Raw genomic sequence first — 13916 nt, forward strand, 5'->3', positions numbered from 1 at the left:
TCGGTTAATTTACGTTTATCCGTTGTTTGCTTACATATTGAACGACATCTTGAATGGTTTGATTATGGCCTGTTTGATTAATATTCTTATCCAATTTAGGAAGAGTAGTGTATGTGTTATCCTTTCTCTGAAAATAAATCCCCGCGACAGGCAGTGTCTCTATTCCGTGTGCATTAACTCCGGTGATATAATCAGCAATAATAACAATATCCGTACGTCCATCCTGATTCAAATCCTTAAAACTTACTGCTTTGATCCTATCAATCATTTTACCGTTGTTACCATAAAATTCGGGGAATTCGTACAGGATCTTGTTTTCCACATTTTTGTCACTGTTAACTTCCAAAAAAAACTTTGCTTGAATCAGATCATTCATATCCTCATCTTTTAAAGTGGATATAAACTTTACTTCTCCCCATCCATTAAGAGGGGTGGTAAATGATTGTTCTCTCTGAATAGTATATGGTTCTAGATCAGGATCGGGCTGAGCATCCTCTTCTACGTAATCACCACTACGTTGCTGCTTAACGGATTTTTCCATGTTATACTCAATAAAAATATTATTTACTTTCTCTGTTTTAGTATCCCAATTAATACTCAAATGTTGGCCATCTTTGGAGTAAATAACATTACCATTTTTAACAATACTTGGTTGTCCGTAAAGTTGTAGTACTTTGCTAAGTGTATCACCAATCTTCAATCCTCTTTTGGTTTTAAACTTGGGATTCTCCAAGCTCACAGCTACTAGATAACTTTCACCATCCACCAATTCCTCCCCTTCAAGTTCAATTTTAGATAAGACTACAAAATCAATTTCTGGATCTTCATATTTAGGATAAGACAAGCTCCATCTTCTATATGTTCCATTTCCACTAACATATCCCCGATTGAAGTTATCGTATCCTTCACCATAACCCCACTTATGGATAAGTTCTTTAATATCCGTATTTTTATCAATCTTGTGCGACCGATATGAGACTTCAAAGTCGTCGTCCTGAAGGAGTTTAGGATCGGCAGATACAACATTTTTGGCTTTGTCTAATTTTTTATCTGGATAGTAGCCAGTGTCTTCTTGCTTAACTTTGGTGGTAGCTGTTTCCCCACTATTAAAATCATGGATAGACGAAGAACTACATGCAGTTAACGCCAATATCATTACAAGCATTATAATGAGATAACCGTAGCCTTGCCTGTACATATCTTTTCCTCGTTTCTCATTATAGTTATCGTTTACCAACGATTGTCCACTCTCCGTTACGTTTTTTTTTGCTATCGTTACCATTTTGCACAGGTTTAAAATTAACATTAGGAAGCTTAATACCTTCGGATGCAGCAATTTTCTGAGCCACACTTTTATCGAGACTCAACAGATATTGTTCATAGTTAGAAGCTTCATTCCCACTAAATAAATTGTAAACTTCCTGCACATGTTCACCCCAATGGTTATCACTAGCATATTCCCCGCAATCAACTTGCTTTGATTTCATTCTAATGATTGGTGTGATCCAATTACAATATTGAAAAACGTTTCCTTTACCCGTAATCCCACTCAATTTATTGTTTTTTACTACGGCCTTTCTGAATTCCTGACCATAGTATATATAGCCCAATATTTTCCCAAATATTAAGCTATTGGCTTTCATCAAATCTTTAGCATAATTAGTTTCAGCACCATGTTCACCATCGGCTGCCCTATTTGTACTGCTAGTATTAAAACTGCCTGTTCCTTCTTGAATAATAATTGCTAACAAAAAACGGGGATCAATCTGAATGTCATACATTTCTTGTATCTTTTTTGTAGCTTCCCACAAACCGTGTATCTTTTCCTGATTCCATTGCATTTTAGTGAATTTTAATGAGCGTCTTTTAAATGTTTTTTCAGCTTTAGAACTACCGTTATACTGGAATTCAGCAGGTATCCATTTTCCAGCCGGAGTCTTTACGTTCGTTTTTATAGGTTCATCTTTCGATTCAGTGGTAATGGGTACTTCTGGTGGTGCTTTAGTACTCGTATCGATCAAACCTAGCTTCTCGCGAATTGCTCGTCCAGCCTTCTCAGCAGCCAGCTTTTCCCTGATATCTCCGCTTGCCTCCGCAGTCATCCAACGAACGGTTTCTTTTTGCATCTGTTCTTGAGCCCACTTGGGGAATGTGGCCATTTCACGTAATTTGCTTCGCAGCCCCTCTGCTAGCTTTTGTGCTTTACGCATGCCAACCTCATCACCGTTGGCTTGAGCAATGTACCAGTCCTCTTTGTATTTACGCAGCCAGGACTGGGCCCAGTCGGGGTAATTCAGTTTCTGTTTCTTCTGTTCTGCCACCAGATCAAAAGCCTGTGCTTTTCTGTGTGCATTAGCGGTTGTTAAAGCTTTCAACATAGGGGTTGCACCAAACGTTGGTTCTTTCCACTTCATATGCCTTCTCCTTTGTTAGGGATGCTAGAAGAATCGTATCTCCGACATACAGGTATCGTGATATTTGGTTCCTCGCTCTACGGCCTCAATCGATATTTTTACAAATGAAGTATGAATGGGCTTATCAAGAAATTCGTTTCTTATAAAATCATTATCTACCATTATGGTCTGTCCATTTGAAAACTCCAGTTTCATTCGTTTAACTCTATTATTTGCTTGGAAAGCATTAGATGACTTAGCTAAACCATTGATAAGCTCAAACCCCTTTAGTTCTTGCATAGAGCCGAAATCAATTCTGATCCACTCCCCGATCCCGTCTCCCTTAACTCCTTCACACCAGGCTGTTCTCGCATCTCCATCCATGATGTTACGGGCAGCATAGGAGTTCCCCGCCTGATCTGGAAGTGTAGATGAAGCAACAATTCTCTGTGCCGGAATGTTTTTCCGATATTTCATCAAATCCGTTGTAGTTTGTATCCATTGTGTAGGGGACACGTTATAGCCTATCCTGTGGAACACATTGGAGTATTTTATAGGCAGACCTGTTTGGATGTCTCGTTGTTGGATTTCACCCTTCAAGTTCAAATAAGCAACCCTGTGGTTATCCGAGGTTATAACAGGAGAGTCTGTGGCTTTCATTAGTAACTTCTTCTCCCCAGTCCTGATATTGAGCACATAAGCCTTATCATTATCGTTTGAATAAAGGACCATTTGATCGTTATACAGCCACTGTTCAATCTGTATGCCGTCTAATCCTGACTTGATTTGTTGGATTAGCTTGTTCTTGGACAAGTCATAGATCAATATATTATGGTTACTATCTACAAGGGCAAATTGGTTACTGTCAGGTGAGAACACGGGAAGAACGAGATAGTGACCATCGTATAAATGTCCTAATGCTTTCGTTTTCTGCATCTGATTTATATAATAAAAAAAGGCAGCATCCTCTGTGTAAACACATTTCCGCAAGTCAGGAGACATAACGGCGTAGTCCCTATTCGGCACCTTAAATTCAGTTATTTTCTTTGTGGTAGACAGATCAAAGATTTTGATCACTAAATAATTCAATTCGGTTGACTCTCTACATAAGGCAATACGCCTGCCATCATCCGAGAACCTATCCAGATACAACTCAGATTCAGGATACGCCTCACCTTCACTTGCATGTAATTTACCTATAATGTCGTCTAAATCAATATAGGTATTGCCTGTAGGATCATCCATGTCAGCTAAAAAATCCATAGGCATGTTTCCATTTTCCGCTTCAAACAACAACCAATTTACGGACTTTTTTGGTGGGGGAAGCTTCTTGGACTGAGAGACAGCAGCATGGGTTTCATCTCGCTCTGGTCCTACTTTTTGGCTCTCGTTCGATCGTATACAGCTACATAGCATGGAAAAGATTATGACTAATAACGCGATTTTACTTATCTGCATCATAGATTTTCCTCATTTTCTACAATTCATCACAATAACTTCAGCTCACCTATACATGTATTTGGGAAGTCCGCGCCTTTTTTCACTTCAAGGATAGTAATCTTAACGAAAGAAGTTCGTATAGGTTCATCGAACTTAAAACGTGTGTCATTGTTCTCAAGCACTGTCGACTGTCCGTCCGAGAAATCAAGTTTCATCCTCTGGATGGTATTCATGTCTATATACTTATTGTTAACCCACATAATTCCATCAATCATCTCTATACCTCTGACCTCTTGAGCTGAACCCAAGTCTAAAGTTACCGTTTCTCCTGCTCCGCCTGTCCTCGTTCCTTCACACCAAGGGGTTAAATTATTATCGTCCGTTAAATTGTTCACACTAAAAGAATAGTTACTCTGATTAGGAAGTGTGGAAGATGCCGTGATTTTTTTCACTTCGATCTTGTTGGCATACTTCATATAATTGATTTTTGTATCGATCCATTGTATGGGGACTACCCAGGTTCCTTCACCACTTACAATAGACGAAACATCTTCTTTTTTTCCACTAGCTACATCAATCATAAACATTTTCACAACCTCATCATCTGCCAGTACTATTTTTTTTTGATCTGGGGATAAAATAAATTCGCCTGCTCCTTCGCTGATTTTTCGTTTTTTTCCAGTCTGTATGTTTAATGAATAGATTTCTTCTAAGAACGTCTTTCCACCCTTAGAGATTGTTAAAATTAATTTATCCTCTTGATTCCATTGCAAAAGCGAAGCCTTAGAACTTACAAGTAAACGTTTTGCTCCACTAATACCGGACAGATTCAGCATAATGATACCCGGTTGGTCATTTTCCTCAAAACAGAATCTAGTGCCATCTGGAGAAAATAATCCTGAACTAATGATACTTAAATTTATTTTACGTTTCCCAAGGTCTATTTTTGTCGTTTTCCTCTTTACTGCATCATATAAATATACTTGCCCATTCGACTCATAAAGATATTTCCCTAAATCAGGGGAGACTACTGGGTAAGACGTTGGAGGCAACTCAAACTCGGACTCCTTTTTTCCCGAGTTCAAATCATATACCTCAAGAATGTGTTTTTGGTCCCCTTCTTCAATATCAGAGATTGTCCTTACAATCGCCATTCGACTTCCATCATTTGATACTCTACTGACAGTTACTTGGGAGCCGCGATATTTTATTCGTTCTTCCTTAGTTTGCATCGCATCTATCAAATCATCGATTCGTATATAGGTCTTTCCTGTTGGGTCATCCAAATTAGTCAAGAATTGAGTCGGGTAGGGATCTTCGTTCCCATTTAAAAGCCACCGTGCTTTTTTCTCAATAACGTTTCTAGTATCTTGGGTTACCCTATGTGATGATATTTCTTGGGGTTGAGAAGATGGGGAAACATCCCCTCTATTAACCCCACTATATGCTGATATAAGAGTTACGAAACTAACAATCAGTATGATTTTTATAAAATTCACTTTCTTACCACTTCCTCTTTCGTTCTCATTAAAGCCTACCTAGCTAAACAGGGCAGTACTATTTTCTCCTGAGAGAATCCTTGGAATAAAATATTATTATGCTTTTTAAACTATTGCTTATTTTTTTATTTATTAATTATTGAGCCATCATCTTGTATAATACGTCTAATTGCGATAACGTTTGAATATATAAGACCATAACCCTTTCCCCAATTAGTGTTTAATTTATCTATTGTTACATTGTGAGATGGCTTGCGGTCCCTTTTCATTTCGGCAAGAGTCTGTGCATTACCATGCTCGTGAATGAACTTTCCATCTCCCACATATATTCCTACATGATCCACTTTGAATTTGGTTTTTCCCCCACTCCCCCAATCAAATAAGATTAAGTCACCTAACTTCAGATTTTTATAATTTCCACTAGAGCGTAAATTTTGATGATCAATCTCTGTTCCCCGATGGATTTGATCACTTGTAGTACCGCCTATATGCACATCTAATATGGTCAAGTACACCGAGGAACTAAAATCAGAGCAGTCCATATATATAGGGGGATTATTAGGGTTTAGCTTCATCGTTCTAATTTTGGTATCCATACAATAAGGAATTTTGCCTAAAAACTTCTTGGCGAATTCTACAATGGCTTTCCTTTTCTCCTCGGCAGAACTGCTGGAAGGTGTAGGCTTCGTTTCCTCTTTCGACGGTTTATCAGGAGTAGTCGGCGTCTTCTTGCCCGGTTCCGTTTTCGTTGTTGGAGCTGCTGGCGTTGCAGCCTTATTAACCTTAGGCCATGGAAGAATTCCATTGGCTACTTGATGCAGGTATACGGCCAGTACATCCCGACCATAGCCCTTATTCTCCAGGCCGTATTTTTTCGCAAAATCATGCAGTGCGGCGTTAAGCTCTTTATCCCAATCGCCTGTAGTTGGTAGCTTGTACGAGAAGCTGTCTGGATACTTCTTGGCAAGCTTGTTCAAGTTCTCTCTGGCAAGCTGACTGTTCACCCCGTACTTACTCCGCAGAGCGGCCGCTTCCTTAGCAATAGCCTTTTGGTCGGCAACGGTCAGCTTATGGGCCGCATCTGCGTATTGCCCGGACAGTTCCTCCAGCCGATTCGCATCCAGATAGGATTTGGCTGAATGACCACGAATCAGCTCGTTGATTAGCACGTTGTCACGCAGTTGGTTGGCGAGAAGATGCATCTGCTTTTGCTTGGCCTTGTCGTTTGCACCATGCGCTTCCCACCATTGGGACGTGTATCCATGCATTTGCGCTCTGGCCCAGGCAGGCATACGATCTATTTCTGCCACCTGCTGACGCAATTGCTTGGCCTTGGCCGCTGCTTCCTTGGCCCCCTTTTTGTCCCCTGCTGCCACGGCCTTGTAGTAGTCGGCTTTGTACTGAAGCATCAAATCCTGTACCCATTGTGGATATCCCTTCCCCTTCAATTCTTGAATCAGGGATTGATAAGCTTTCAATTCGGCATCAGGCATCTGATTTTTCATGAACTTACTAGCCTTGATATGAAGTGTTCCATCGGTTCGGATATAGCCGGTTTTGCACGTCAGAGATATTTCGCGAGTAGCGGTCATCTGTACCTTTTTGCCATGCAGCACCAGGTCTGTATCGGCGTGAAAGGTAAGATCGTGATGACTGTACACGTGAATACCAGATGCAGGATTTAAGCGTACAAGTATCTTGTCTTTCTGGGTGGAGAGGGCCAATTCCTTATCATCGAATCTCGCCACTTTTTGTGATTTGGTATGAAGTAGCTTTCTGGATGGCTGGCTGATTTCATCTCCTGTGTAGTCTCTCTTACGCAGGGATTGAACTACACGAGCTTCCTTTTCTTTGTTGGATGGAAAATACAAATGGACATGATCCCCAAGCTCGGGCATGCAATGCCAGCCGATCCCATCACCGGTATACATAGTGGGGTAAGCAAACCAGCACCCTTCAGCTTTGGACTGCGTGGAATCTACGGACAAGTGAAGTTTAACGGATTCGTTTTCGCTATTTAATTCAATAACTTTCCCTTCAATAGAAGCACCTTTGATAAACTGATTATGTATAACCTCCCTCGGAATGCCCGCTTCTGGAACGAGAACGTAGTCATATGTCATAATGCCCTGCTTCATCTCTGCATGAATCTGATCAATAACCCAATGCTTTCGTCGAAACAAGACCACATCTCCAAGTTCAAAACGTTTCGTGTCCTCCACTTCAGCATACGTATACTGGGGGCCTGACTTTGTTTTTTGGAGGGAAAAGTTAATGCTGCTCAGTTCACCTTTCACCTGTTCTTTTGAGGTACCTAACCATAGCCGCGGAAATACGGATGTAATCTCGGCAATCAGTCCAGTGTGCAGATGAGAGGCCATCCTTTTCAGAAACTCCCAATCACTCTCCCTATACTGAATAGTAAAGCCGCCCAGCTTTTGGTTGCTGTCTGTCAGGTCAATAAAATCGCCGTGTGGATAGCTATCTATAAGCTCCCGAAACAATTGATAATACGTCAAGCTGCTGTTTTGAAACGAACGATTTTTCCGTTGTCGATCCAGCATATATGTAAAAGAGGCTGCCTCTATGTACATGTGATATACACCATTTTTGAATCCAATTCTAATATGGGTGACGATTCCTTTAAAGATGCTTACTGTGCCTCGATCTTCATCCATCTCGTATACCTCTAGCACATCCTCATCATGCGCTAAACCATCATATTTCGCATGATCTTCATCCGGTATGAGAGCAGTGATGTACACTTTGCCGTGCTCATTTACCTTCAGTGTCAATTGAACATCCAGTAGACGGACAATTTCATACGGCGCATTCACTCTAATATTTCCATAAGTCAGCACAGTTCCTGCCAGTCCCATCTTACTCCCTCCATTTGTCTTAACATGTGATGTTTCTACAATGAGTAGCTATTCCTGCCCATCTGACGTGAATGAAATTTTTCCGCACCACATGCATAGGTTCGTGGAGCAGCTCATCAGAGCCGGAGATTGATCTACGTATACATCCTTCTTTCCATTCAACCAAGGCATAGACACGCTGGGTATGCAGGGTTGCGGAATGATTCTTCCAGAATTGCCCTTGTTAGCAGAAGAAACTGTAGGATTGTGCATACTACGGCACATGCCGAAAGATGGGATATGCGTCTGCGGGTGAAAATCCTGAATATTCCCCTGCAATTTATCACCAATACTAATCCCCCTGTTAGCTGAAACACTAAACCTGCCCGAATGACTTCCATAGGTACACTGTATCTGTGCCCCGTCCACTACATAGCTCTCACTCATGATCGGACTCTCCTTTATATAGACGGCCTCTCCGTATCAACCTTTTGTAATTTCAAGCCAGCCAGATTAAACTTCAAAATACATTCAGCTACATCTAGGTCCACAATGATATGCTGATTGGCATGCTGAACCCTGAATATCTTATGATTCTCGACTGCATATTCATCTAAAATGATTTTCTTCAGTGTACCGTCCCTATGACATTCGCTAAGTGATGATAAACACATCAGGCTAGGCGGATGAGCCAGCCAATACCTCGTTTGCTGCATACGCTGCATATCAGCAAAAACAATCAGCTTCCAGCGTAATCCGGCTTGGTATATATCAAAGATTTCCTTTAGTTGCTCAGAAACAATGGCTACTGGTTGCTCTATAAAATCAATATAGTCCGCATCGCCTGATACATAACATTGCAAAATAGACTCTTCATCAGTACACAATGAGCGTTCTGCCCATTCCAACATTTGTCTACGATTTGTCTCTACTGGAAACATATACTCTGTAATACGATTATCCTGTTGAATCATGTAGTACTCCATAAGCTGTTGGATACACCACCTCACTGATTCCTTTATACTCTCCTATTCTTATTTCCAAATCGTTCTCGCATTTCAATGCTTGGAATTCAGGGAGTTGTACAGCCTGCTGTATAGCGTCTTTAGCTAATTTCAAAATGTATTGATGAAATTCCCACGCAGCCTGAAGGACATATCGCTCGACATCAGGCTGAATAACCTTATTCATATAAGGTTTTCGAAGCTGATTCAGTTCGTCCTCCAGTTCTGCCAACAAGCTGAACGCCCAGCCTGCATCATAGGTTCCATGCCAAGGTTGAGGGTCAAAGTACCAATCCTTACCATGCACCTCGATGACATAGTTATAATTGCGATCCATCAGATATGTGCGCCGCATAGAATAGGTAATATATCCGATTCTTATTTTGGCCATTTCTGCAGAATTCGCTTGCAAGCAGATCAATTGAAAGGACTGGATAAAAGAGAAGATGAGCTCTTCTTTTCTGTGCTCATACAAAGACGCCACCTGATGTAATTTCTGATTCAACACAGCTTCCCCATAGGTCTTGTGGAAGTGATCTAGGGCTTCCAGTCTATTCATAATTCCACCTCTGAACCTATTATATAGAATATTTACATGATTTTACTGGTTCTATTCTCCTATTTAATTACACTTTTTTCATATGATGAGATTGCAAACGAATGTATAAAAACCCAAAAAAATCATTTTATGATTTCATAAATGTGTACTCGCATACCCCATACCTCTTAGAAAAACTGTAGACTAGACCTAGGAGATGAAGGTTTGTGCAAATGAATAGGTAAATCGAAGTAGAAAGCTCGGTTTATAATGAAATAATCATGTATAATTAACGATACGCTCCAACAACACTTTCAGAGAACCAGGAATGGGGTACACAAACTACTAGAGTTTTGATAACCACCACTTTGCATCAGGATTGGAGACACATGACTACTTCACCTACAGGTTTTTATAATAGTATTCAAGAAGCTACCGCACACGTCATTGATGTGCTGAGTGATATTTTACATGTAAATACCATTTTTATTGCCGCTAATGATGGGGTTACCAATGTGATTTTAGATTCATTTAACCGGGAAGAGGTACTGGTTCGCAATGGTGAGGAGCTTCCTTTTGAGCTTAGCTATTGCAGTCTAGTGCTGAACCATTCCGCCGATTATCTCACCATTTCGGAAACGTCTACTCACCCGCACACATGTGGTTTAGATGTGACTAAAACCATTGGGAACCACTCATTTACAGGAATTCCTATTCGCATGAAAGATGGTCAGGCTTACGGAACCATTTGTGTTTTGGATGCGCCATCTGCCCATTTGACAGAAACGGAAATAAAGGCTCTTCAGGCTATGGCTGTATTTCTGGGTTATGTGGTAGAACTGGAAAAAGACAAGTTCGATGCTGAAGTCTCTTCTATGAACAAGCTGGATTTGATTTCTTCCCTGAGTAATAAAATTCGGTTTTCGCTCACTGAAATTTGGGGAGCCACGGATCTCATGCTGACCACGGAGTTAACAGAAGAACAACAGCAATATATGAGTATCATGGAGTCGAGCAGTCGCTCACTTTTGATGCTGCTGAATAATATTTTGGATTATAGCAATATTGAATCCAGACAGATTGATGATCTTGAGGACCCGTTTGACCTGAGAACGATGATGGAAAATGTGTTGAGCTTGTACACAGAAGTAGCTGTGCAACGGAATTTAGAATTGAAGCTGGATTGGAATCTTGCCAGTTCGCCTATTTTTATCGGGGATGAGGCTAAAATTCGGCGTATGCTGATTAATTTGGTGGATAATGCAGTGAAGTTTACAAGCACAGGATCAGTCATCTTATCTGCAACCACTCAATCTGTGACCGATGCGCCTGAGGTTGAATTGGAAGTACGGGTGAAGGATACCGGAATTGGTATATCTCCGAATAAGCTGAAATTGTGGCTTGAGCATGACCATGGGTACTCTCCCTCATATGACAATCCCGGCTTGGGTTGGCAGATTACCAAACAGCTGTTGAAACGAATGAATGGTAAAATGACAGGGATTAGCGAACCTGGTAGAGGGACGGAGATTACGCTCCAGTTTACCCTGAAAATATACCAGGAGTCAGCCTGAACAAACGGTAGGCTTGCGATCATATTGGGCCAATTAATAAAACCCGTGACGGATAGCGTCACGGGTTTTAGCTATGCATACGCACTAGGCAGTATGATCACTGTATGCCACACGTTTGTGGACAGTTGGACTTAGTAACGTTTGGGAGCAGCCTGCTTGGCCAAATCCGCCATATACGTAAAGAAGGCTTCCGGGTCTGTATCATATACCAGGTTCACAGGGCGTCCATCCGCCTGTTCCACCGTTCTGCCCTGACTTGGGCCTTCTGCGATAACACTGCAATGCACGGTCTTTTTCTTGACAATATCCGGGCGTCCTACAGATGCAGTGGTCAGTACATCCCACAGGTAATATGTTGAGTTGGTCTCGCTATACACGAGCGGAGGACATCCTGCGTAACAATTGCCCAGGAAATCAACGCCTTCATATCGGCGCTCGGCAGCCCAACGATTGCGTACGGCTGGAGTTAAAGGCACTTTGCTTGTGCTTTCCAGCGCTACCAGATCAATTGTGATGCCGCTTTGCCATACTCGATAGGCCGCTTCCGGGTCCCAGAACACATTCCACTCTGCGGTACCGTCATGCTCCGGCTCCTCCACATTCCCTTTTTCAAAGGTGCCGCCCATCCATACCAGCTTTTCAATCTTGGCTTCAATATCCGGTGCTTCATCCAGCGCCCGTGCCAGATCGGTTAGCGGTCCAGTGAATAGCAACAGCGTTTTACCTTCAGCTCCGCGTACCTTTTCAATTAGATGCTGATGAGCTGGCAGGGATGAAAGCGGTGCTTCCATTCGCCCCGATTCATTCAGCACAGGTAATGCATCTACATAGAAGGAATGTAAACGCCAAGCGGCAGGAAACGGATTTTTACCGCGTGAATTAGACTTGGCGACTTCAACAGGCCCTTTATTTTGTCCAAAACGATCAATAATTTTACGGCTGGCATCCGTCGCCGGCTCCAGGTAACCATCTGCTGGAATAACCGATACTCCGGTCAAATGAACCTGTTCCATCTGAAGCAGCATAAACAGGGATACTAGATCATCCACTCCACCATCATGATTAAAATAAACGTTTGTCTGACTCATCTGTCTCTTCCTTCCTTTATCCCCGTAAAACAGGCTTGTTCTTTTATCGGCAACCATCCTTCATTATGCCTGATCGCTACACAGGAGTAAATGTGTGATAGTACGTGCATCAGGGATTTTTTTATCTGCTCCATGCTTAAAAAAGGTAGAATTGTGTGTAATAACAGGGTAGAGGCATGGGTCCTAATCGGAAGCGTAGGAAGGAGAGATGCATATGACAGTCCGAACAATAGAAGAGTTGGAGCAGATCCGCAAAGAGTGTAAATCCATGGTGACGAAAAGGGCCGCAGCTTCAGGGGGAGCTGTATTGGTCCCCATTCCAGGGGCTGACGTTCTTGCTGATGTCGGCATTTTGATGCAGCTACTGCCTGCCATTAATGAAAAATTCGGATTATCTGAGCAGCAGTTGGAGGGTCTGGATGCAGAAACAAAGTCGATGGTGTATGGCTTTATCACTTCAATTGGCAGCAAGCTAATCGGACGACTCATCACCCGAGAAGCCATCGTGAAGATTTTGCAGAAAATGGGCATTCGCATCGCCACCAAGCAGGTTAGCAAGTTTGTCCCTCTACTGGGGCAAGGACTAGCCGCAGCGATTGGCTTTACTGCAATGCGGACCATTGGCAACCGGCATATTGATGAGTGCTACGAAGTGGCCAAACGCCTGCTGGAGCAGCAAACTGCCGCAGATACGGCACGCAACTGGACAGTACCACAGCAGCCTCTAGATCCCGTCGGAGTTGATCAGTTGCCAAATCAAAATCCGGCAGCAGCGATTCCGCTACTGCCGGCATCCCATAAAGAATAATTTTTCAGACTTAGTATTCTCCAATTCTCCAGCACGGGGTAACACAGGTCGAGACAGCCCCTGTATCTCCGTGCTTTTAACCATCTATCTTGGCTCCATAGGAGCGGGCCACTGCTACTGCCTGCTCGATATCTAGCTTGGCTCCGGTGATTTCCAAATCTTTAAAATTCACGCCATCCATCTTCGCACCGCGCAGGTCTGTTCCTTGAAGGTGGGCTTTATGCAGCCTTACCCGAGTAAGATCCGCCTCCCGCAAATCTGCCTTTTCCAGATGGCATTCGGATAAATCAGCTTCCTTGAAGCGTATTTTTCGCAAATCCTGTTTTCTTAAATCTGCATGACGTAAGTTCGTATAGGACCAGTCTCCGCCCGTAATCGTGATCCCATCCATATTTGCCCCTGCAAAGTCTGAACCTACCAGCTTACAGTTATCAAACCGGACTACAAACAGATTCGCGCTGGTGAATAGACAATTGGTAAAAGCGGACTCCTTGTAGTGAGATGCATTCAGGATGGCTCCGGTAAAATCACAGTCCACAAAGGTACAACCTTCTACAAGAGACTCATTCATCTCTACACCCCGAAAGCGACAACGGGTAAACTCGCAATTTCTCCACTCGCCTTCTCTGGCATCCATTGAGCCAAAATCACGGCCTTCATAGACCTCATCTGTATAAAAGAACATATTTCCCTCTCCTATTCCTTATCCCCGAC

Annotated in this window: 12 protein-coding genes; 2 read left to right on the forward strand and 10 right to left on the reverse strand. The window is 42.4% G+C overall.

The genetic code is table 11. The features are described from left to right. Positions 1 to 4: 4 nt before the first annotated feature. The 8 genes from ACUC6J_RS23305 to ACUC6J_RS23340 form a co-directional block, all read right to left on the reverse strand. Positions 5 to 1198 carry a hypothetical protein gene (locus tag ACUC6J_RS23305; protein WP_447249491.1) on the reverse strand — a complete coding sequence of 398 codons (1194 nt, stop codon included), beginning with the start codon at positions 1196 to 1198 and terminating at the stop codon, positions 5 to 7. A 25-nt stretch (positions 1199 to 1223) separates the two neighbouring features. Continuing rightward, positions 1224 to 2414, reverse strand: a complete 1191-nt coding sequence (locus ACUC6J_RS23310) for a hypothetical protein (protein WP_016822748.1) — start codon at positions 2412 to 2414, stop codon at positions 1224 to 1226. 24 nt (positions 2415 to 2438) lie between these two features. Continuing rightward, the gene (locus ACUC6J_RS23315; protein ID WP_016822747.1) at positions 2439 to 3854 is read right to left on the reverse strand and encodes an NADase-type glycan-binding domain-containing protein; all 1416 of its coding nucleotides are present in this window, start codon (positions 3852 to 3854) and stop codon (positions 2439 to 2441) included. A 26-nt stretch (positions 3855 to 3880) separates the two neighbouring features. Next, on the reverse strand, positions 3881 to 5332 hold the full coding sequence (locus ACUC6J_RS23320) for an NADase-type glycan-binding domain-containing protein (protein WP_447249492.1): 1452 nt from the start codon (positions 5330 to 5332) through the stop codon (positions 3881 to 3883). A 125-nt stretch (positions 5333 to 5457) separates the two neighbouring features. Beyond that, a complete protein-coding gene (locus tag ACUC6J_RS23325) occupies positions 5458 to 8211 on the reverse strand; it encodes an NlpC/P60 family protein (RefSeq protein ID WP_447249493.1) in 2754 nt (917 codons plus the stop codon). A gap of 48 nt (positions 8212 to 8259) precedes the next feature. After that, on the reverse strand, positions 8260 to 8637 hold the full coding sequence (locus ACUC6J_RS23330; protein ID WP_017428631.1) for a DUF4280 domain-containing protein: 378 nt from the start codon (positions 8635 to 8637) through the stop codon (positions 8260 to 8262). 14 nt (positions 8638 to 8651) lie between these two features. Continuing rightward, positions 8652 to 9164 (reverse strand): hypothetical protein, encoded by a 513-nt coding sequence (locus ACUC6J_RS23335; RefSeq protein ID WP_447249494.1) that lies wholly within the window; start codon positions 9162 to 9164, stop codon positions 8652 to 8654. After that, positions 9148 to 9753 (reverse strand): hypothetical protein, encoded by a 606-nt coding sequence (locus ACUC6J_RS23340; protein WP_016822742.1) that lies wholly within the window; start codon positions 9751 to 9753, stop codon positions 9148 to 9150. Before ACUC6J_RS23340 ends, ACUC6J_RS23335 begins: the two co-directional genes overlap by 17 nt. A gap of 368 nt (positions 9754 to 10121) precedes the next feature. Here ACUC6J_RS23340 and ACUC6J_RS23345 point away from each other — a divergent pair, with 368 nt between their 5' ends. After that, entirely contained in the window at positions 10122 to 11306 is a 1185-nt protein-coding gene (locus tag ACUC6J_RS23345) for a GAF domain-containing sensor histidine kinase (protein ID WP_039276440.1), read from the forward strand. A 131-nt stretch (positions 11307 to 11437) separates the two neighbouring features. Here the strand turns inward: ACUC6J_RS23345 and ACUC6J_RS23350 are convergent, their stop codons facing one another. Beyond that, positions 11438 to 12394: a nucleoside hydrolase gene (locus ACUC6J_RS23350; protein ID WP_013373589.1), complete on the reverse strand. Its 957-nt coding sequence runs from the start codon at positions 12392 to 12394 to the stop codon at positions 11438 to 11440. Between the two features lie 214 nt (positions 12395 to 12608). Here ACUC6J_RS23350 and ACUC6J_RS23355 point away from each other — a divergent pair, with 214 nt between their 5' ends. After that, entirely contained in the window at positions 12609 to 13202 is a 594-nt protein-coding gene (locus tag ACUC6J_RS23355) for a hypothetical protein (RefSeq protein ID WP_017428635.1), read from the forward strand. A 76-nt stretch (positions 13203 to 13278) separates the two neighbouring features. Here the strand turns inward: ACUC6J_RS23355 and ACUC6J_RS23360 are convergent, their stop codons facing one another. Then, complete coding sequence (locus ACUC6J_RS23360) at positions 13279 to 13887, reverse strand: pentapeptide repeat-containing protein (RefSeq protein WP_447249495.1); 609 nt, start codon at positions 13885 to 13887, stop codon at positions 13279 to 13281. Positions 13888 to 13916 lie beyond the last annotated feature (29 nt).

Source organism: Paenibacillus sp. JJ1683 (assembly GCF_053006485.1).